Genomic DNA, 22110 nt, shown 5'->3' with positions numbered 1-22110 from the left:
TAGCACTTATGAAGAAAGAACTGATTTTGTTGACGAATTACTTTCCTTACTATAAAGGAGAGGAATATTTAGAAGAAGAAATCAAATATTTGGCAGAAGCCTTTGATCACATTGTGATTGTTCCGACGATGGTCAGTCAGAAGATGAAAGTGACAAGAGAAGTACCGGATGTTGCGACAGTCATCGACTTGCCTTTCCCGCAAGGACTAAAAGATAAGGCCATCAACTTCTTAAAGACAGGGCCAAATATTTTATTGAGTCAACCGCGTTTACGCAGTATCGGTGAAAATGCAGGTTCCTTAAATCCTTATAAGTGGATGTACAACTTGTATTTTGAATCGAGAACAGATGCGATTTATCAAGACTTAGTACGCTCACATTTATTACCGGAAAATGATGGCTATACGCAGCTTTATATTTACAGCTATTGGTTTTATATCACTGCGAACCTCGGCAGAAAACTAAAATATGATTATTATGGTGATGATTCTATCCCATTTATTTCTAGAGGACATGGTTATGATGTCAATGATTATATTAAACCGTTTAGCTTCTTGCCGATGCGTCAAACGATGTTGAAACATGTGGATGCGTTATATCCAGTATCTGATACGAGCTCGAACTATTTAAGCAACAAGTTCCCGAAATATGCGAATAAAATTGAAACCAGACGTCTCGGTGTAGGTGAAGGCAATTATCAAGTTTCATTACGTCAGCCGCCTTTATTTGTCAGCTGTTCAACGATTCGTAAATTAAAGCGTTTAGATGTCATTATTGATGCGTTAGCACAATTGAATGAACAAAGTTATGATTTCAAATGGGTACATATCGGTGATGGTCCAGATGCGCAAAAAATTGAAGCATTGGCAAAAGAGAAATTAAAGCCGTCTCAATTCATATTGATTGGACGTTTGCCGAACAAAGACGTCAGAAAATGGTATCATGAGCATAACCCGACGTTATTTTTAAACACTTCTGAATCAGAGGGTGTACCAGTCTCTGTCATGGAAGCGATGGCGAATGCGATTCCTGTTGTAGCTTCAGATGTCGGAGGTACAGCTGAAATTGTACAAACAGATGTAAATGGTACTTTAATCAGTGACGCACTTAAGCCAGAAGAGGTAGCACGTGCGATTGAATATTTCATAAATCTTTCAGATGAAGCTTATCAAGGCTATGCGAAAGGTGCTTACCAAACTTGGCAGACGCTCTGTGATTCTGAAAGTCTTTATACTGAATTTGCGCATGAACTTGCACAACCTTAAGCGTTCAACTCAGTATATTGCTAGACACCTATGACACAACCAGACGAAAGCGTGTAATACGCAAGAAACGACAAATAAGTAACGAATGAGTAAGTAGGTGGAAGTTTGACCAAGTTATTAAGATGGTGTGTGCTGATGATTGCGGTGATATTGCTTACTATCGGCATTATCTTTTCGAATATTACCTTGTTATTTAGTGCACTCTTATTATTTTTCCTGAACAATCTGATATATGGACTAGAAGCGTTCAACCAGCGGGTCATCTTCTTTATGTTCAATGTGACTTTCTTTGTCTTTTTAATGGGCAGAATGGTTGTCAGCAAACTGTTCCATTATCATGAAAAGGATTTTAAACTGCTGGGAACGTATTTTACAGATCAAGCCACAATATTTAATATTTTAATCTTATTAAGTTTAAGTTTGTTTTGTCTCTTTTTAGGATTTGCGATGTTAGATCGCACGGTTCAACAAGGGTTTAAACAGTTTCAGCCTATTGAGACCACATATAAACAAAATATCCGAATCATCAGTTTAGGTGTCTTTACGATTGCGATTATTTTTAAGCTGATGTATTTGGCAGAAGCGGTTCAAGCTTCACAATCACAAGGGTATTATGCCTATTTTTCTAGTTTTAAATCGAATTTACCAGGTGTGTTTGTGTTGATTAGTCGAATGTTCCCAGTCGCATTCTTTGTATATCTCGCAACATTGCCTGCACAAAAGAAAGCATGGCTGCCGATACTTGCTTATTTATTTGTAGATGGGCTTTCTGTATTAACCGGATCTCGTTCTGACTTTATGTTAGATGTGCTCATCTTGTTTATTTATTTCTGTTATCGCAATATTTTAGCGAAGCAGACAGGTACGCAAGCATGGTTCGGTAAAAAGACAATTATTGCGGGCATTATTTCAGCACCGATTTTATTAGCGTTGATGAATTTTGTCGGTAATAACCGAGGCGGAGACAAGACTGACGGTGGTTTCTTTGATGCATTGTTATCATTTTTCTTCTCACAAGGTATCAGTGTCAATGTCATTGGTTATACCATCGAGAAGGCGAAAGAAATCCCGGATAAAATCTATTCTATTGGACCGTTAACAGAGTATGCCGTTTACAATATTTGGGGCAATTTAACTGGAGGGCAAGGCGGATGGTCTGGCCAATCGGTTGAACGTGCTTTAGAAGGTTATCAATACTCGCATACAATGTCTTATGTCATTATGAAAGACTTGTATCTTAAAGGTGTAGGTTATGGTTCAAGTTTCGTTGCTGAAACTTATCATGATTTCGGTTATGTCGGCATGATGTTCGGCAGTATTGTCATTGGTTTATTAATTGCGTTATTTACGAGAATGTTGACCGCAAAACATATTTTAGTGATTGCGGCAGCTTTAATCATGGCACGAATGATGTTGTTTATTCCACGTGCTAGTACAATTGCGTTTATTATTGATACTTTTTCACCAGCGAATATTTTCACAGTGCTTGTGATTTTCGGATTAGAACGTGTGATGCGTTCTTACTTTGAACGCAAGCGCAACCAACATAAACAGGAGTTATGAGTATGAATCAAAGAAGAGCTGGCGCCATCTTATCCTACATATCTATATTTGGTAATATTCTAGTGGCAATTTTATATACACCGTTCTTCATTAGAACGCTCGGCACTTCTGAATATGGGTTGTATAATTTGGTTTTATCCTTTTTAGTTTATTTGAACATTATGGATTTAGCGTTCGGTAACACGATCGCCAAATACTTATCACAAAACAGAGTCAAAGGTTCAAAGGCACAAGAGGCACGTATCTTAGGTAATATCTTAAATATTTACTTTTTGTGTTCCTTATTAGTCGGTCTGATGGGCTTGGTTTTGTATTTGAATGCTGAAGCGGTATTCGGCAATGCATTAGCACCTCAACAATTATCAGAACTGAAATTGATGTTGATTTTTATCATTATCAATATCATGATTTCATTTTATCCAGGTATTTTTAACGGCATTTTACAAGCGTATGAATACTTTGTGATTGCGAAGAGTATGTTGCTGATCCGAGTGATTATGCCTTCTATCATTGCGACACCGTTCTTATTAATGGGATTTGGCGCAGTTACGATTATATTGATTACGTTAATTGTCAACTTTGCGTGTCTGTTCTTAGGCATGATTTTATGTCGACGCCATGTATCTATACGCTTTGATTGGAAAGGTGCATTATCGTTTAATCATTTAAAACAGCAGAAACAATTGAACGTGTATTTAGGTTTAGTTTTGTTTTCTATTGCGATTGAACAATTGACGTTAAATTCTGGTCAAATGATTTTAGGTGCGATTAACGGAACGGTTGCGGTTGCGATTTATGTCATCGCTGTACAGTTCGTAAAAATCTTCCAACAGTTTGCGACTTCTATTAATAATGTGACCTTCCCGGGATTCTCAATGTTAGTGGTAGAAGGTGCAAGTAATGAACGTTTACTTCAACAGATGGTACGCATCAGTCGTATTCAGTTGATTGTATTATCATTTATCTTATCCGGCTTTGTGATTTTCGGTGAGAACTTTATTGTGATTTGGGCAGGGCAAGATTTCAGACCTGCGTATCTTATGACGGTAATTTTAATGTTTACAATTACTTTCCAACTGTCACAGTTGCCGGCAGTCAGCATTATTCAAGCACATAATCGCCAAACGTTTCGTTTTATGGCTTTAGCAATTACCTTAGTATTAGCCATGATCAGTGCGGTCATTTTAGCACCGAAGTATAGTGGTTACGGTGTTTCACTTTCTATCGCAGCGTTCAGCTTTATCGGCTATACTCTGATTATGAATGTATATTATCACCGTAAAATCGGTTTGAATATGTATCGTTTCTGGTTTGAGATGAGTAAAATATGGTTGCCGATGATAATCACTACAGTTATTTACTATTTTATTTATCAATGGATTGCGCAACTCTTAGGTAAAGGGTTAGTCGTGCTAGGTATAAATATTATCGTTTATGTTATTTTGTATTCTGTCGTGTTGTGGACAGTCATTATGAACCAAAGCGAGCGACAAATGGGTATGCAAGTAATACAACGCTTTAAACGTGCGTAAATATAACTATGAAAATGTTAAAAAGAATAAATACAAACAAAGACGCTATTCAGTCAGAAAAACCTGAACAGCGTCTTTGTTTACTTTTTAAGTAAAGTGAGACATACATCTATTAAATGCAGGTGATACACACTATAAATCAGGCCAGAAATAAAGACAGCCAATGTTACAGCGAAGAGTGCAGTTTGAATCCATGAGCGCTTCATAATCGTAATAGCTTTAGTTTTAGCATTCCAAATAAAGTTGAAGCGATTGAAATAAATCATGAACAGCACAATTAAGGTATAAAAGATAGATGATATCAATACCATTTGAATTAAGCCGGGTAATATCATGCGATCGGATAATTGTATAAGACTTTGAATTTTAGAGATAAAATCTTGTGGTTTCGTTTCTCCGAATAAATCGAACCACCAATCTGTAAATTTGATTAAGAAACTGCCGAGAAACATAAGTAATAATAATGTACATGCATTCAAAGTAGTCAGCCAAGCACGACGACCTGGCACAGCAGTGAATGTTAAACGGTGCATTAAAATAGCGTGAACTACTAATAAAGCGATACCTATACCAGAGGCAAGCACACCATATTCTATTGCGAAAAATGTGTGGTACATATTCGTCTTTAAGGCATTAGGTTTTCCTAGAAATAGTAACAATAAGCCAATGATGAAGCCATTGATAAAGAGTGTATAAAAAACAAACGTACTCAAACAAACTAAAATACGTCGATTACGACGAATCAATATTAAATCTAATAGGGTAAATAACAGTCCAATTGTTAGATACAAGATGATTTGAATCATGATGATAAGTGTTCTCCTTCTTAAAGGTGATAAATCACGTTGTTTTAATAATTAATAATTTTACTATTGAAGTCATAAATTGTCAGTAAAAAAATGAAGTGAGTGAAAATATTATTAAATGACGTATGTTTGACGAGGTATAAAATGGTATGTTTTCTAATTATAGATTATGATGACATAAAGTGTATTATATGCTTAACACAACAAGGAGAACAACATCATGAGGATTATTAAGGAACACCCATATTGTTTTGTATATGGATTATTAGTGCTTTTTTATTTTGTATTTGCGGCGATTGTTCCGCTTGCGCAAGATGACTGGGGCTGGTATATACATGGCTACAACCAATGGTTCAATGAACATTTTAAAAATTTAAACGGTCGATATTTCGGGAATATTTTAGAAATTTTAGCAGTGAGAAGTCTGTTATTACGCATGGTAGTGTATGCGCTAGTTTCATTCTCCATACTTTGGATAGTATTGAAATTCGCAGATAAAACTAAAAGTACAGCTTATATATTAATCGCGTTTATAATGTTACTGCTAATGCCCGCTTCAATCTTCAAACAAACTTATGCGTGGTATGCAGGATTTAATAACTATGTCACAAGTGCCTTATGTGCATTAGTAGTTTTATTATTTGTTTTAAAAACACTGCATAATCAAGAAAGAAAAACACAATGGTCACAACGTATTGAATTAGTATGTTTCTATATCGCATGTATTGCCGGACAGTTATTTATGGAGAATGTCACACTTTATAATATTGCGATTACCGGTTTAGGGTTACTTGTATATTTAGTAATTTATCGCAAAATCAACTTGAAATTATTGATAGGATTCTGTTTAACATGGATAGGCGCGATTGTTATGTTTACAAATCCTAACTACATGAATATTTTAGCGGGTAATAGTTCATATCAACAAGTCGGTTCTAGTACCTCGATGTATGATAAAGTCATTCAAACGTTATTAAAAATCATTCCGTATTATGGCTACTTCCAATGCGCCATATTTTTAAGTGTTTTAGCTGTGGTTTTACTCATTGTTTTATATCGCAGTCCGAAATTTTTAAGTTTGTCACTAGTGTATAAAGTGATAATAACAGCAGCTTTAGCATTCTTTACAGTTTATAAATACTTTATCTATGAACCTTTTGATTTAGATGCGATGAAACACATTCCGTGGGTTGCTGGTCTGAATTTCTTAGCGTGTTTGATCTATTTCTGTGCAGTCGCAGTAGGTCTCTATTTTATTGGTTTATCTAAGAAGTCATTATTGACGACATACTTTAGTTTAGCTTCGATTGTGATTGCGACCATGCCTTTATTAGTCGTTGCGCCTGTTGGACCAAGAAATTTCTACTTTATGTATGTGTTATGGTTGATTATTTTATTAATTGTACTTAAATAGTTGCCTTTACCGGAAAGACGTGCGAGTCTCATTGTGGGTAGTATCGCACTAGTCGCAGTAATCGTGTTTATGAGTGCTTTTTCATTCATGAGTTATGCGAATACACAACGGATTGCGAAAATAAAAGAAGAAGCAGCACATGTCTCTAAAGATGACGTTATTATTGTAGAAATGTTGCCATTTGATGTGTATACCCAACATTCCTCACCATGGTCGGTAAGAACACAGAGAGTATTTAAACAATACTTTGGTATACCTCAAGAAGCACGGTTAAAATTCGTACCTTATGGTCAAAAATATTTACAACCGAAAGTACAGAAGAAAAATAAATAAAATCACAAAAAAATCAGAACAACTTCCAATTGTGAAGCTGTTCTGATTTTTTTAGTTTTAAAGTATTTTCCATCGCTATTCTGACTTAACTTTAATGTTGAGTAATTGATTGAACATCTTGTCCAGCGAATCAGGATTATCAATCGCATTTGAATAGTCGGCACAAAGTTTATGTTCATCGTAAGTCCAATCACCGATAGCGGTAATTGCTGATTCAAAGACACGAGCAACCACTTTAATCGGAGGGTTGCCAGGGACTTCGATAATATCTGCATTGTCTATGATGTCTTGACGTATTTTTTGGATGAAGATTGCGGTCACAGTTTCCATAAATTGTTGATCATGACGTTGTTTGATATCAATTTTTTCAATAGGTTTATCAAAGAAAGAACTTAAAGCTTTAAAAGGTGCTTCAATACGCTCTCGAATATCCTTTTCGAAATAATCTTTAGTCAAATTCGTAATTAAGTAAGATAACAAGTCATATTTATCGTAAAAGTGTTTATAGAATGTCGTACGGTGAACCAATGCTTTATCACATATCATATTGACTGTAATGGCAGAGAATAATTTTTCGCTTAATAAGTTGAATAAGGATTCGGATAAAGCACGTTTTGTTTTAATCACACGTAAATCATTGGGATTCATGTTTGGCACATCTCCTTTTGTTAAATATATATGATAACAACTCGATTTCAGTATAGAACTATCAGCATAAATAAACTACTATGTAGATTAAAGTATACTGTATGTTTGGTGGAAAGGCAAATATTTTAACTTGAGTATGAATAAATTTAATTTTTCTGTTTTACTTATTGTTTAAAGTGTAAATATAGAAATGATATAATTTTTTCTAACAAATTTTATGAAATGGGGTTTAGGGTTGATTTATACTGTTACATCAACTTTGCCTCCGAATCATGGAGGAAGAACGAAAGCATTGTTGAAGCGAATTCAATTTATTGACGACACATTAGGTATTAAACAAACTATTTTAACGACCAACTACAATATTGAGTATCCAGAAGTACTGGCTGATTTTAGAGAAAAGGGTATCTTAAACGAAGGTACACAAGTCATTAATCTCTATGATTGGCTTTCTGGCTATAATTTATTTAACATTCCAAAGTCGACTTTTAAGAAAGAAAAGAAATATAAAGCACAACCTGTGGCACTTTCTGATTACACAACACGTACGAATAAAAAAGGGGACGTTGTACGTTATTATGACAAGACTGATGAAACATATTTACTGTATCGTAAATTTTATGAGGATTCAGAAGTAGTCCATTTTGAAGATGTGATGACGCCTGGAGTTAAACATAAAGTCATCCGTTATGAATACAACACTTATGGTTATCTGCATAAGAAGACTTACTATGCAGCACGTAAAAACATGAAGTTGAGTGAGACGATGTATGATTTAGACGGAAATGTGTATTGTCAAAAATGGTTTGAAGAAAATAAGCAAGGCAAACCAGAAGCGACGTCCATTTTGATATACCGCGAGGGACGTATGGTAAGAAGTTTTACGCACGATAAAGCATTGTTTGCGTATTTTTATAATGAGATATTTAAAGATGGAGATATTGTGTTTAATGATGCACGTTTATTAGATGAACCATTAATTGACAATCAACATGCGATTAAACCTGTCATTGTCTTCCATAGTTCTCACTTATCCGGTGATAATATTAAAGGTTCATATCGCTTTGCGATAGATCATCACAAGCAAGTTTCAGCGTATATTGTGCTGACAACTCAACAAAAACAAGATATTTTAGCGCAATCAGATATTCCAGAACAAAAAGTTCAAGTCATTCCGCATTTCATTGAACCCAGTACGTTACCTGAACAAGAACGTAAAAATCAGTTTGTGTATTTAGGCAGGTTCTCAAAAGAGAAACGTATTGATCACATTGTGAAGGCATTTAAGTTATTTAAAGCTAAAGATTATGAGACGAAACTGAAATTATATGGCGGTGTTTCTGACTCACAAGAAGATGAACTTAAAGATTTAATTTCTAAAGAAGGTCTGTCAGAAGATGTAGACATCGAATCCTTTACTAATCATCCACAAGAAGTTTTCCGTGAATCACGTGCTTCTATTTTAGCAAGTACACATGAAGGATTCGGATTATCTATGATGGAAAGTATCAATGAAGGTTGTCCGGTTCTTGCGTATGATATTCGTTATGGGCCAAATGAAATCATTGAAGCGGGTGAGAATGGGTATTTAATACCTACAGGTGATATCGAGGCTTTAGCACAGGCGATGGAGCGTATCATCAACCATCCATTGAAGCATGTGCACACACGTCAATCATTAACACCAAAAGCCGCACAACATCATTTCGAACAGTTATTTAAAACGTTAATATAAATAGAGTAATACACCTTTTATTATTTTTCCAAATTAGTAAGACGATGATAAAAAAGTAGATTTAGTATATAATTGTTACGGTTTCTTATTTGGTTTGCTGAGAAATTAGCAGTACAATAAGAAAATGTGGAAAACAGAGATATAAAAAGTAAGGAGATCACAATCATGAATGAATTAACAGTCATTATCACATACTACAACTCAGAAGATTATATTCAAGCTTGTATCGAAAGCTTGAAGCAACAACGCAATCAAGATTTTAATGTGATTATAGTCAATGATGGATCAACAGATGGTTCTCAAGCACTTTTAGAAGACACCTTAAAAAACTATGATAAAAAGGTTGAAGTGATTAACTTTGAACAAAACCAAGGGCATGCGCATGCGCGTAACGTCGCAATGTCACATGTAGAAACACCGTATTTTATGTTTTTAGATGCGGATGATGAATTAGCTTCTTATGCGATTCAATTCTATTTAAAAACAGTGAATGGTCTAGATGCCTTAATTGCACCGATTAATAAGTTTACACTCAATCAACCGCAATACATCGATCAGAATAAAATTAGATTGGAATATATGAACGCTGAGACAAACCCTAATTCATTCTTAAGAAAAAATACGGCTTGTAACATTTTATTTAAAACAGCAATCGTACACGCGCATCAACTTCAATTCGATGAGGCATTGAAAACGTATGTCGACAATTCTTTTGTAGTGGATTATCTGACATATGCAGAACGCTTTGTGCGTATTTTAGGTTTCCCGTTCTATTTCAGAGGAGAGGTTTATGATCCTTTTGAAACAGAACAACTGACACAACAAGCGTTCGACCAATTATTTGAAGATTACGCTGATGCTTATCTGCATACCGTGCAGAAAGTGAAAAATAAAAAAGTCCGTCAATTTATGACGCATAAAATGGCAAGTATGATTCGTAACGGCTTTGACCCTGCGAATAAACAAAATGCTTACCACTATGCACAACATCAAGACACACTTATTCAATTAGCTCAAAAATTGAAATGGCATCTCTTACAAGAAACAGATGGCGGTTCATTGTTTAAAGTAGAAATGTTGGCGTTAATGTTTAATCAACCTGACGCCGCAATTGCGATCAACAAATACAGAGGCATGTTACGTCATGTGAAGAATGTTGTGATGCGTAATAAAAATAAAAACCGTTCTATGTATCAGTTAACAGATGCGCCAGAAAATGTTTCTAACAAAACAATTGTTTTTGAGACATTCGGCGGTAAAAACTATAGTGATAGTCCAAAATACATTTATGAATATATGCAGAAATATTATCCGTACTATAACTATATCTGGGTATTAAAGAACCCGGCTAAAACTTATGTTCCAGGTAATGCGACTAAAGTGAAAAAAGGTTCGAAAGCTTATTATGAAGCTTATTCAAAAGCACATTACTGGGTTACGAACGCTCGCACGCCGCTTTATATCAATAAGAAAGAGAATCAAACGTATATTCAAACATGGCATGGTACGCCGTTGAAACGTTTGGCGAATGATATGAAAGTGGTACGTATGCCAGGGACAACAACGCCCGCATATAAACGTAATTTCAGAGAAGAGACAGAACGTTGGGATTATTTAGTATCACCGAACCGTTATTCTACTGAAATTTTTGAATCGGCCTTTTGGATGGATAGAGACCGTGTCTTAGAAATCGGTTATCCAAGAAATGATGTGCTTGTTAATCGTCAAAATGATACTGAGTATCTTAAAGATATTCGAGAGAAGCTTAATATTCCTAAAGATAAGAAAGTCATTACTTACGCACCGACATGGCGTGATGATGAGTTTATTAAAAAAGGACAATACTTATTCAATCTTAAAATCGACTTAGATAATTTATATAAACAATTAGGTGATGACTATGTCATTTTATTACGTATGCATTATCTGATTGCGAATGCTTTAGATTTATCTGGTTATGAAAACTTTGCGATAGATGTATCTGATTATGATGATGTCTCAGAAATCTTCTTGATTTCAGATGCATTGATTACAGATTATTCATCTGTGATGTTCGACTATGGTATTTTAAAACGTCCACAGTTCTTCTTTGCGTATGATATTGAGAAATACGGTAAAGGTTTACGTGGCTTCTATATGGATTACCATAATGATTTACCAGGACCTATTTTCACAGATGCGCACAAACTTGCTGAAAGCTTAAAAGACTTACCGAAAGTACAAGCAGAATATCAAGATAAGATTGATGCATTCTACAATCGTTTCTGCAGCATTGAAAACGGTAAAGCATCAGAATATATCGGTGAATTGATTCATCAAGGTATTGAAGAAAAAGAATAATACGTTAACACGCAAAAGTAGCCTTTAAAGAGACTGTTTTTGCGTGTTTTTCTTTTAACAGGCTATAGTAAGAGAGAGGTGAACATTATGGGACAAACCAAACAAAAGGTGATTTATACTATCGGTCATTCTGATCATGATAAAGAAACATTTCTTGAAATGTTGAAACAATATCATGTTGAAGTCTTAATGGATATCAGAGCCTTTACGAAGAGCCGTAAACATCCGCAATTTAAAGACGACAATATGAAGTCATGGTTGAAAGAAGCGGGGATTGAGTATCAAACTGACCAATTTCTAGGTGGACGCAGACAACCCAGTGAAACAGTGGGACGCAGTTTGAATAGTGGTTGGCAAAATGAATCTTTCCATAACTATGCGGACTATACTTTAACAGACGACTTCAAAGAAGGGATTAAAAGATTAACAGAAACAGCCCAAAACCAAACGACAGCCTACATGTGTTCAGAACATCATCCAGCACGTTGTCATCGTCTGATTGTCAGTAATTATTTAGCTGCACATGGTTGGGACGTGTATCATATTATGCAAAATAATAAAGGTGACATTATTGCACAACCACATAAGTTAGGACAATGGGGTGCGATGCCAATTATTGAAGATGATGGGGAAATAGTATATCCGAAAAAACAGATTGACATATATAAATGAATGAGGTGTTTCTTTTATGAATCAGAACAACATATTGAATCAGCAACAAGTTAGAAGAAAATGAACAGACAGGCCGCGCCTGTCTATTTTTTATGAAAAAAATAAAAAATTGCTGCAATTGTGTGGCAATCTTTTATAAAAAATGAGATCCTGCTTATAAGTAATGAAATATTGATATGAGCGGAGGATACATATGAAAAAGTTAGTAAGAGTCGTAGGTGCAGTGATTGAACATCAAGGTAACATTTTATGTGCACAACGCAGTGAACAAATGAGCTTACCGTTATTATGGGAATTTCCGGGCGGTAAAATTGAACAAGGTGAAACAGATATTGAAGCGTTAAAACGTGAAATTCAAGAAGAAATGAAATGTGATTTAGCAGTGGGTGAGAAAGTCACGACGACTACACATGAATATGATTTTGCGATTATCGAGCTGACAACGTATCGTTGTACTTTACAAGAAACGATGCCGACATTAACTGAACATAGTCAAATTAAATGGTTAGCCCCTAAAGCGTTACACCAATTAGAGTGGGCACCGGCAGATATTCCGGCAGTCGACTTGCTTGTTGAACAAGGGTAATGCCTATGGAACATTTAATTGAAGACTTAACCCAGTCGCTTCATAAAGGCTTTATTGATCGTTCTATTGTGCATCAAGGGCACCATGTGCCGAAATTGTTGCTGAATAATCAAGAAGAAAATGTGCTCGCAACGCTCATCGATGAACTAGAGAAATGTCAGTCCTTTATGATTTCGGTCGCCTTTATTACGCCGAGCGGTCTCCAAAGTCTGAAGTCACATTTATATGATATGGCACAACGTGGTGTTAAAGGCAAAATATTAACTTCCAATTATTTAGGTTTCAACTCTCCAAAAGTGTATGAAGAGCTGATGAAGTTAGACAATGTTGAAGTCCGTGTAACAGATGTCTCAGGCTTTCATGCGAAAGGTTATATTTTTGATCATGACGCCTATTCTACGTTAGTTGTGGGGAGTTCGAATTTAACTTCTAATGCTTTGAAAGTTAATTATGAACATAATATTTTATTATCTTCTCATCAAAATGGTGATTTAGTCCATAAAGTGAAAGACCAATTCAATGGGTTATGGGAAGAGAGCACTCCTTTAACAGAAGCTTGGATTGAGGCGTATCGTGAGATTTATCAACCACAAATGACACAACGGTTGTTTGAAGAAAGTCAGAAACAAACGTTGTTGGAAAATAAAATACATGAAGCGGTTAAAATTGAACCGAATTTAATGCAGGTAGAAGCGTTAAAAGGTTTGGCAGAGATGCGTGCACAAGGTGAAAATAAAGCGTTGATTATTTCTGCGACAGGGACAGGTAAGACGATTATGTCTGCGTTAGATGTCCGTGCATTTAAACCTAAACGTTTTTTATTTGTTGTGCATAGTGAAACCATCTTAAATGATGCATTGGCAGCTTATCGTAAAGTGTTGGCAGATGAAAATGAAGCGGACTTTGCGAAGTTGACGGGGACTGAGAAGAATTTGGATGAGAAGTATCTATTCGCGACTGTACAAACAATGTCGAAGCCTGACATTTATCAACAGTTTGACCCAGCAGCTTTTGATTATATTGTCTTTGATGAAGCACATCGTTCAGCAGCACAAAGTTATCAAAATATCTTCCATTACTTTCAACCGAAATTTATGTTAGGGATGACCGCAACACCTGAACGAAGTGATGATCTCAGTGTCTTCGCGCAATTTAATCATAATGTTGCTTATGAAATTCGACTTCAAAAGGCATTAGAAAGTGATATTTTATGTCCATTCCATTATTTTGGTGTCTCAGATTATATTCAAGAAGGCCAAGTTGTGGATGATAACACACAAGACTTAAAATTCTTAGCGTCTGATGACCGTGTGAAATATATTTTAGAGAAAACGGATTATTATGGTTATTCTGGTGATGAATTAAAAGGGCTAATCTTTGTCAGTCGTAAAAAAGAAGCACAAGCTTTAGCACAAAAGTTAAATGACAAAGGCATACCGACACAAGCTTTAACAGGTTCAGCTTCACAAAAACAACGTAATGAAGTGATTCAACAGTTAAAAGACGGCAGATTAAATTATATTATCACCGTAGATTTGTTTAACGAAGGGATTGATATTCCTGAAATCAATCAAGTGGTGATGTTACGGAGCACACAATCAAGTATTATCTTTGTACAACAATTAGGACGTGGTCTTCGTAAGAGTGCGAATAAAGATTTTGTGACAGTCATTGATTTCATTGGAAACTATAAAAATAACTATATGATTCCGATAGCACTGTCAGGTGACCATTCCCATAATAAAGATAGTTATCGAAAATTCATTTCAGACTATGCACCATTAAAAGGCGTTTCAACAATTAATTTTGAAGAAGTTGCTCAAAAGAGAATTTTTGATTCGATTCAATCTGCGACTTTAAATAAGAAAGCTATGATTTTACAAGCATTCAATGAAGTGAAAGCACGCATTGGTCGCACACCAAGTTTAATGGATTTCATTCATCAACATTCGATTGATCCAGAAGTGATTCTTTCGAAGTATGGGAATTATGAACAATTTCTAGTGGAGAAAACAGATATTACGACAAGAATCTCTGAAAATGCCTCTAAGAATTTGACGTTCATTTCTCAAGAATTAGCGAAAGGTTTGAAGAATACTGATTATTTAGCACTAGAGTTGTTGATGAGCCAAGATGAAAGTTTTGAACGTTTAGTTGAAAAACTTCAACATAGAGATAGTGAAATTGAAGAAGCGGATGTGCGTACCAGTTTGAAGGTATTAGATGAAACTTTCTTCAGCAAGAATATAGATAAAAGATATGGCACACCGATGGTTGAATGGGATAAAGAGACTAATCTTATCGGTCTTACTGCACCGTTTAAAATGAACTTGAAAAATGAAGCCTTTCGTCATCACGTCCATGATTTGATCGAAGTAGCCCAATATAAGCATAAGTATGTCTATCAAAATCAAAATGACTTTATCTTGTATGAACGTTATTCGAGAAAAGATTTTGTGAAAGTGATGAACTGGGATAAAGATGAGTCTGCAGTTATTAACGGTTATAAACAAAAACATCATACATTGCCAATTTTCATTACGTATCACAAAAGTGAAGATATCAGCGACAATACAGCGTATGAAGATCAATTCATTAATCAAAATGAGCTGAAATGGTTCACGCGTTCACCAAGAAAGTTAAGTTCTGATGAAGTTCAAAAAGTAATGCGACACCAAGAACTCAATACACCAATGTATCTTTTCGTGAAGAAAGAAGATGGTGAAGGAACAGACTTCTATTATTTAGGTAAAGCTCGCTTTATGCCGGGTACTGAAGCACAAACGAAGATGCCGGATGGCAAAGATGTAGTCACAATGCATCTTGCTTTAGATACGCCGGTTCGAGATGATATTTACCGCTATTTAGTTGAGAAATAAACTGATTGCCTGACTCGAAAAAGAGTCAGGTTTTTTGTGATATATAGGTCAGAATAGAGATGAATCAGTCTTTTTGACCATAGATTTGCTTGTATGCGCATAGATGCATATAATCTTGATTAAACACATGACAACGATTCACTATTAAGAGGAATGAGGCGGATAATATGGCGGAAAGGATTCTGGTGATTGGCAGCCCTGGCACAGGAAAATCAACATTTGCTAAACAGTTAAGCCAGAAAATGAATATTCCAGTTTTTCATTTAGATAAACTGTTTTGGAAAAATGATCATGAAACAATTAATCAAGAAGAGTTTATAAAACAAATCGAAAAAGTAATTACTGAAAATGAATCTTGGATTATAGATGGGAATTATAGAGACACTTTACCTTTGAGATTAGAACAAGCAGAACTTGTCATTTGGTTGAAAGCACCACGTTGGAAATGTATTTTGAATATGGTTAAACGTTATTTTAGATTATTAAAGAATGAGGATACTGGCGGCAATCCGAAGTCACTGCGATTCGAATTTGTAAAATATATTTGGGACTTTCCAAGCAATCATTTTCCTTCTATGATTCAAGCTAAAACAAATAGTTTGAATCGGATAAAATGGATAGAATTAAATGGTTTTAAAGAAATGAAGCATTTTATGCGAGAAAGTGAATTTAAAATAAAACACTAGCCCAAATGATTATTTTGGACTAGTGGTCATAGACAATGAAAATAAACTTTAAGTGCTTACTGATGTATAGCAATACTTGCACGTGTCAGTTTACGTTTATTTTTATAATAAACAAGTGCGATGGTTGAATTGACCATAGCGGACGAAATAATCAAGACATCGTCGTATTGGACGAAGGTGATACTGATGATATAACCAGTAATAATCAACGATACGGATATGATGAATAAACGCAATTTTCGATAGTAATCATGGAAATAGGACATATTCATCCATAATCCGAAGAAGAATAAGAAAATGCTGGCATACATAAAGTGTACTTCAAATAATCGATTGATTTTACCACTGTTGCTGAAGATAATAGCCGCATTCACGCCGCCTAATGCAATATTAATGATAAGGTGTGAATAATTTAATTTAAACCCGATGGTGCGATGACGATGGTTAATATAAAACTCTGTAATTGCCCAATAAGCTAAGAATAATCCAATTAAAATCATGAATTGGAAAATATAAAGATAATCAAATGTCGTAATACTGAAGATACTTGCGATACCTACTAATAATTCTCCAAATACAATGATAGTCAAAAGAGCATAACGTTCTACTAAATGCATCATATTGACAGGAGATTCTTTTAAATATTTACGAAATGGTACTAAACCTATTGCAGCAATCATCAACCCTAAGTTCCCTGGCACAAAGCGATAAGGTGGCGGTGTAAATGAACCAATGATTGAAAAGATTGCAACAAAAGATGTGACAATGACATAAGCAATACATGTCATTCTATCGCCTTTTGATTTTGTATGGCGTATTTGTAATAAATATTGTAGACAAATACTTAAATAAAGTAATGACATATAAGTCATAAAGGGTACAAAGGTTTTATTGAAATCTGGATAGAAACTGTTGGATAAGAAAATCAAAAGAAAAATATTCACAATAGTGAAGCCTACATCTTTTGGTAATAGCTCACCAAAGCGGTTAGTGAAGACTGTTTGATGTGCCCATAATAGCCATAAAAATAGACTCATTAAAATATAAATAATAAAGGTATTTAAGGTTAAAGTGCCGTTACCTGTAAGTTGAAGTAATACATGTGCAATTTTCTGCAAAGCATATACGAAAATCAAGTCATAAAAGAGTTCATGAAAGTTAGCACGTTTATCTTGTAAGTAACGTGGTGTTAAATTAGACGCCATTTGTGTCATCTCCTGTTGTATTTAGTAGGCGACTTGTATTCTCTTTTTTTAAGTCTCTTGTATTTGAGTATGAATGGAATCAAAATAAAAGTGATTACATTTAGTGTTAACATGTAATCATTTAGATGATTAAATCAATATTAAGGCATAAAAAAAGCGAACCTCTTAGTAGAGATTCGCCTCAATAATTGAATGATTATTATGCTTTGTTTACTGATGCGTCGTAGATTGTATCAATCGCATCTTGTAATTTATTGTTAAATTCTTCATCTGATTGGTTAACGTTCAAGTCAGTTACTAATGCACGAGAGAAGCTTGCGATTAAGCCATCGTTTTCTTTTAAGATTTTGTTTGCTTCTTCACGGCTGTAACCACCAGATAATGCAACAACACGTACCACTTGAGGGTGTTCGATAAGTTCTTTATAAGTGTTTGCTTTTGTTGGAATTGTTAATTTCAACATAACATTTTGATCTTTATTTAAGTTGTCTAACTCAGCTTTGATTGCTGCTGCTAAGTTTTCTTCGATTGCTTCTTTATCTTCTGCGTGAATGTTAACTTCTGGTTCGATAATTGGTACTAAACCAGCCGCAATGATTTCTTTAGCAACTTCGAATTGTTGTTTAACAACTTTTTCGATACCTTCTTTGTTGTTTTCTAAAATGTTAGAACGCATTTTTGTACCGAAGATATGACGTTCGTTTGCGCGTTTCAATAATTCATCTAAATCTGGAATAGGTTTCATTAATTGAACGCCTTCATTTTGGTCAGCTAATCCTTTGTCGACTTTCAAGAATGGTACGACACCTTTGCTTGCTAGGAAGTCACCAGTGTATTGTCCTTCAATTTCACGATCCATTGTTTGCTCGAATAGGATAGCTCCTAGGATTTTATCTCCGTTGAAAGCAGGTGAAGTAATGATGCGTGTACGCATTTCGTGTACAAGGTCAAACATTTCATCATCGTTTGAGTATTCATTTTCTTCAATTCCGTAAGCTTTAAGCGCTTTAGGAGTACTACCACCGCTTTGGTCTAATGCTGCGATAAATCCTTTACCATTTTTAATTTTGTCAAATTGTTCTTGGTTCATTTATTGACACTCCTCTTTCCGCATTTTGCTATATCTCTTTCATCTCTAGTATGGTAAAAATGAAGTGATTTCGCAAATAGTTTAACTCATAAATGTAAAATAAATCACAAACGGAATTTTAGATGGATTATTGGCTTGAAACTAGGACATTAAACGTCTTGTTAGTATTCATTTGAAACTAAAATACGTTACAATAGTGTGAAAGGGATTTGTTGAAAGGGTGAAGACGGTGAGCAGAATAGAAACGTTATTTGTAGGCGGTGTGGAAACAGTAGGGCATCCGCACGCCGTTAATAAACTGGATCAGCAGTGGATGACTGCTGCGTATAAGAAAGCCATGCCGATACCTGTTTTTCTGACTAAAAGCGGTTTGGAAGGTGATGATGTGGGAGATAAGAAACATCACGGCGGACCAGAAAAAGCATTATTTGCGTATAGTGTCATTCATTATGATAAATGGGCAGAAGAATATCCAGATGCAGAATTCAAAGCCGGGACAAATGGTGAAAATGTATCTGTGACAGATATGGATGAAACGACTGTATGTATCGGAGATATTTATCGAGTCGGTGAAGCGTTAGTACAAGTCTCACAACCACGCAGACCTTGTTGGAAACCAGGCAGACGGGTGAAATGGATTGACTTCGGACAACGTATTCAAGATACAGGACGTACAGGTTGGTACTTCAGAGTGCTTGAGGAAGGTCGTATTCAACAAGGCGATGTGTTTGAGTTAGTAGAACGCCCATGTGAAACATGGACAATTGCGAAGATGAATGATGTATTATATCATCATACAGACCATCCGCAACTGATGCGTCAGCTAATGGATAATGACTATACACCGCCGTCTTGGAAAGAAGAGTTAAGTCAATTGCTTGAAGGAGAAGCGGTGGATCATACACCAAGACTCTATGGCCCGAACATTTAAAAAATACTTATTGTAATAAAAATAAAAGACACATGCACCGAAATGGCGACATGTGTCTTTCTTATTCATCTTATCTTATTGTCTGTCAGCCTCATGGCTGCGAAGGGGAGAAAACAGCCATGAGTGATTTATGACAGATTAACCTTTTACTTTTGTGGCAATGATTGGATAGGATTATTTAATCCAGTGTCGTTGCACGTTAACATCTTCAATATCGGTTTATTATTTTTATTATGTGCAACATTTCATATGCCAAGTGTTTGTATGGACATCAAGCATCATTCATTGAGGAGGGTATAACTCAACGTAGATGGATGTGCCTGGTTTAATTTTCAGTTGTAGGTTTATCGATCGCATGCAAATGGGCTGTATGTTTGTATGCGAATTTTATCATTTGTATGATGGGTATTCGATTTTTTTAGTATTGATTAGACCATCCAAGGACGGTTATGCGTATTTTGTTGTTTCGGTTTGTTTGGGAGTTTATCGTGCGAAACAACTTTTGGTTCTTGACCAGATTCAATTCTTCTTTTTAATTTTGAATCAATCTTTGAAGTATTGAATGGGACGAAGACGCGTTTTGCGTCTTGATTGCAGTCAGGGCAAACTGCATAATCATGATTTTTATTCATAGATTGATTTAGCGTAAATTCACCGTGTTTTGCGCATGCATAAGTGTAATTGGGCATTACTCATCAGGCTCCAAATTCGGAATGATATCATCTCTGAAGATTTCACGAGGTATTGCAATTGTACAACAAGCGTTTGGAACATCCACGATACCAGCAACTGTACCTTGGACGGGCGCTGTTCCAAGTAACATATAAGCTTGTTCACCTGTAAAGCCTCGTGTTTTTAAGAATTCAATCGCGTTTAAACAAGCGTTGCGATAAGCGGTATTCGCATTTAAATACTCTTGTTTTCCGCTGAACTCATCTACTGAAATACCTTCGAATACAATATAATCTGTATAGTTCGGCATTACAGGTCCTGGTTTGAAGGCTGGGTTCTTTTTAATTTGATATTTTTCCATGCCATTTTTAATCACATTGACGCGTAAATCAATCCAACCAGGCATTTCGATACCGCCGCAGAATGTAATTTCACCATCACCTTGTGAGAAATGCAGATCGCCGACAGATAACTTTGCACCGTCGACAAAGACTGGGAAATAAATGCGGGAACCTTTCGATAAGTTTTTGATATCGCAGTTACCGCCGTTTTCTCTAGGAGGAACGGTTCTGGCACCTTCTTTAGCGACGCGGTCGAAATCTTTTCCTTCTAAAGTGCCAAGCACTACAGCATCCGTATCAGGTAAATTTGCTAATACCGGCTCTCTGTTCGGATCTGTATCTACCAATGCTTGTTCACGTCGGTTCCATTCATCCAACATTTCTTGGGAAGGCGCAACCCCAATCAATCCTGGGTGAATCAATCCGACAAATTCTACACCAGGTACATGACGACTTGTCGCATAAATACCATTGAAATCCCAAATCGATTTTTGGGCATTCGGATAATGGTCGACGAGGAAACTGCCACCGTTTGTCACGTCGAAAATTCCGTTAAAGCCCCATTCGTGTTCTGGGAATGCGCCGATATCTAAGATGTCGACGACGAGTAAGTCGCCAGGCTCAACACTGTTGACATATACGGGACCACTCAGTACATGTACACGGTTCAAGTTGACATACTTGATATCGCTTGGGTCGTCATTGTTTGAGACTTGACCATCGGTCCAGTCTAAACATTCCATCCTAAATGATTCCCCGGGTTTAACTGAAAATGCAGCCGGAATGTCCGGGTGCCATCGGTTGTGTCCGGGATGTGCTTGCTGATCCATTTTCTTATTCAAATCCACACTAAATAATTTCTTAGGCATATGCCTACCCCCTTGCCGAAATAATTTGTGACTGAAGATTCTGACTAGAAATATTATTCCTCAAAAAGTTACATTTTAAACTTGTTTTCTGAATTTTTGTGAAAAATATTGATTTTTTGTTAAAAAGTTACAATTTGTGAAATAATAGAAAGGATGACTATAAAAAGAAGGTGACGAAATGCGTAAAGGATTACGTTTGGTTTTAGGAGCTCTATTCAGCCTAGCTGGAGTCATGCACTTTGTGCGTTCTGATGCTTTTACTCGCATCGTTCCGAAGTATTTACCCTTACGTAAAACAGCAGTAATTGTAACAGGTATTGTTGAACTAATCATTGGTGGCGTTCTATTCTGGAAACGCCCAAGCCAAGCATTTAAACGAGGTATCAATGCTTTTTTAATTTCGGTATTTCCAGCTAATATTTATATGGCACGCAAACAATTACCGTTAGGCGATTATCAACCACCTAAGTGGGCTTTATACAGCCGCTTGCCATTACAATTTGTCTTAATGGCATTTATTCGCAAACTATAAATAATATAAAA

At 35.8% G+C, this 22110-nt stretch carries 19 protein-coding genes; 13 read left to right on the top strand and 6 right to left on the bottom strand.

Annotated elements, in window-relative coordinates:
- Positions 1–8: 8 nt before the first annotated feature.
- From HMPREF2603_RS07375 to HMPREF2603_RS07365, 3 genes are all read left to right on the top strand, one after another.
- Complete coding sequence (locus tag HMPREF2603_RS07375) at positions 9–1265, top strand: glycosyltransferase (protein WP_070502031.1); 1257 nt, start codon at positions 9–11, stop codon at positions 1263–1265.
- Between the two features lie 105 nt (positions 1266–1370).
- Complete coding sequence (locus HMPREF2603_RS07370; protein ID WP_060804476.1) at positions 1371–2828, top strand: O-antigen polysaccharide polymerase Wzy family protein; 1458 nt, start codon at positions 1371–1373, stop codon at positions 2826–2828.
- A 2-nt stretch (positions 2829–2830) separates the two neighbouring features.
- Complete coding sequence (locus HMPREF2603_RS07365) at positions 2831–4360, top strand: oligosaccharide flippase family protein (protein WP_070468955.1); 1530 nt, start codon at positions 2831–2833, stop codon at positions 4358–4360.
- Between the two features lie 80 nt (positions 4361–4440).
- Here HMPREF2603_RS07365 and HMPREF2603_RS07360 read toward each other — a convergent pair whose 3' ends face one another.
- Positions 4441–5166 (bottom strand): hypothetical protein, encoded by a 726-nt coding sequence (locus tag HMPREF2603_RS07360; protein WP_060804471.1) that lies wholly within the window; start codon positions 5164–5166, stop codon positions 4441–4443.
- A 220-nt stretch (positions 5167–5386) separates the two neighbouring features.
- Here HMPREF2603_RS07360 and HMPREF2603_RS07355 point away from each other — a divergent pair, with 220 nt between their 5' ends.
- Entirely contained in the window at positions 5387–6580 is a 1194-nt protein-coding gene (locus HMPREF2603_RS07355) for a DUF6056 family protein (RefSeq protein ID WP_060804468.1), read from the top strand.
- Positions 6581–6913, top strand: a complete 333-nt coding sequence (locus HMPREF2603_RS07350; RefSeq protein ID WP_222563222.1) for a hypothetical protein — start codon at positions 6581–6583, stop codon at positions 6911–6913. It abuts the gene before it with no gap.
- A gap of 75 nt (positions 6914–6988) precedes the next feature.
- Here HMPREF2603_RS07350 and HMPREF2603_RS07345 read toward each other — a convergent pair whose 3' ends face one another.
- Positions 6989–7561 carry a TetR/AcrR family transcriptional regulator gene (locus HMPREF2603_RS07345; RefSeq protein ID WP_002479998.1) on the bottom strand — a complete coding sequence of 191 codons (573 nt, stop codon included), beginning with the start codon at positions 7559–7561 and terminating at the stop codon, positions 6989–6991.
- Between the two features lie 217 nt (positions 7562–7778).
- Here HMPREF2603_RS07345 and HMPREF2603_RS07340 point away from each other — a divergent pair, with 217 nt between their 5' ends.
- From HMPREF2603_RS07340 to HMPREF2603_RS07315, 6 genes are all read left to right on the top strand, one after another.
- Positions 7779–9296 (top strand): glycosyltransferase, encoded by a 1518-nt coding sequence (locus tag HMPREF2603_RS07340; protein WP_060804463.1) that lies wholly within the window; start codon positions 7779–7781, stop codon positions 9294–9296.
- 165 nt (positions 9297–9461) lie between these two features.
- Positions 9462–11636, top strand: a complete 2175-nt coding sequence (locus HMPREF2603_RS13020; RefSeq protein WP_002479996.1) for a bifunctional glycosyltransferase/CDP-glycerol:glycerophosphate glycerophosphotransferase — start codon at positions 9462–9464, stop codon at positions 11634–11636.
- An 87-nt stretch (positions 11637–11723) separates the two neighbouring features.
- Positions 11724–12308 carry a DUF488 domain-containing protein gene (locus HMPREF2603_RS07330; RefSeq protein ID WP_060804461.1) on the top strand — a complete coding sequence of 195 codons (585 nt, stop codon included), beginning with the start codon at positions 11724–11726 and terminating at the stop codon, positions 12306–12308.
- A gap of 193 nt (positions 12309–12501) precedes the next feature.
- Positions 12502–12894 carry a (deoxy)nucleoside triphosphate pyrophosphohydrolase gene (locus HMPREF2603_RS07325; protein ID WP_002479994.1) on the top strand — a complete coding sequence of 131 codons (393 nt, stop codon included), beginning with the start codon at positions 12502–12504 and terminating at the stop codon, positions 12892–12894.
- A gap of 5 nt (positions 12895–12899) precedes the next feature.
- On the top strand, positions 12900–15773 hold the full coding sequence (locus tag HMPREF2603_RS07320; RefSeq protein ID WP_060804459.1) for a DEAD/DEAH box helicase: 2874 nt from the start codon (positions 12900–12902) through the stop codon (positions 15771–15773).
- Positions 15774–15940: 167 nt separating this feature from the next.
- Positions 15941–16459, top strand: coding sequence for an AAA family ATPase (locus HMPREF2603_RS07315; RefSeq protein WP_060804457.1), 519 nt, complete (start codon positions 15941–15943; stop codon positions 16457–16459).
- A 56-nt stretch (positions 16460–16515) separates the two neighbouring features.
- Here HMPREF2603_RS07315 and HMPREF2603_RS07310 read toward each other — a convergent pair whose 3' ends face one another.
- On the bottom strand, positions 16516–17664 hold the full coding sequence (locus HMPREF2603_RS07310; protein ID WP_060804456.1) for a low temperature requirement protein A: 1149 nt from the start codon (positions 17662–17664) through the stop codon (positions 16516–16518).
- A 199-nt stretch (positions 17665–17863) separates the two neighbouring features.
- A complete protein-coding gene (locus HMPREF2603_RS07305) occupies positions 17864–18754 on the bottom strand; it encodes a fructose bisphosphate aldolase (RefSeq protein WP_002479991.1) in 891 nt (296 codons plus the stop codon).
- Between the two features lie 229 nt (positions 18755–18983).
- Here HMPREF2603_RS07305 and HMPREF2603_RS07300 point away from each other — a divergent pair, with 229 nt between their 5' ends.
- Positions 18984–19685 (top strand): MOSC domain-containing protein, encoded by a 702-nt coding sequence (locus tag HMPREF2603_RS07300; RefSeq protein ID WP_023015593.1) that lies wholly within the window; start codon positions 18984–18986, stop codon positions 19683–19685.
- A 428-nt stretch (positions 19686–20113) separates the two neighbouring features.
- Here the strand turns inward: HMPREF2603_RS07300 and HMPREF2603_RS07295 are convergent, their stop codons facing one another.
- Together HMPREF2603_RS07295 and fmdA are read right to left on the bottom strand one after the other, a co-directional pair.
- Positions 20114–20374 carry a zinc ribbon domain-containing protein gene (locus HMPREF2603_RS07295; RefSeq protein WP_060804454.1) on the bottom strand — a complete coding sequence of 87 codons (261 nt, stop codon included), beginning with the start codon at positions 20372–20374 and terminating at the stop codon, positions 20114–20116.
- Positions 20374–21567, bottom strand: coding sequence for a formamidase (fmdA, locus tag HMPREF2603_RS07290; RefSeq protein ID WP_070502029.1), 1194 nt, complete (start codon positions 21565–21567; stop codon positions 20374–20376). Before fmdA ends, HMPREF2603_RS07295 begins: the two co-directional genes overlap by 1 nt.
- Before the next feature lie 178 nt (positions 21568–21745).
- Between fmdA and HMPREF2603_RS07285 the strand changes: the two genes are divergently transcribed.
- Positions 21746–22099: a DoxX family protein gene (locus tag HMPREF2603_RS07285; protein ID WP_002479987.1), complete on the top strand. Its 354-nt coding sequence runs from the start codon at positions 21746–21748 to the stop codon at positions 22097–22099.
- Positions 22100–22110: the final 11 nt, after the last annotated feature.

This window comes from Staphylococcus sp. HMSC055C03, from assembly GCF_001809385.1.
Taxonomy (GTDB): Bacteria; Bacillota; Bacilli; order Staphylococcales; family Staphylococcaceae; genus Staphylococcus; species Staphylococcus simulans.
Note: the sequence above shows the minus strand (reverse complement) of the source record. Positions and strands in the feature narration are given on the sequence as shown.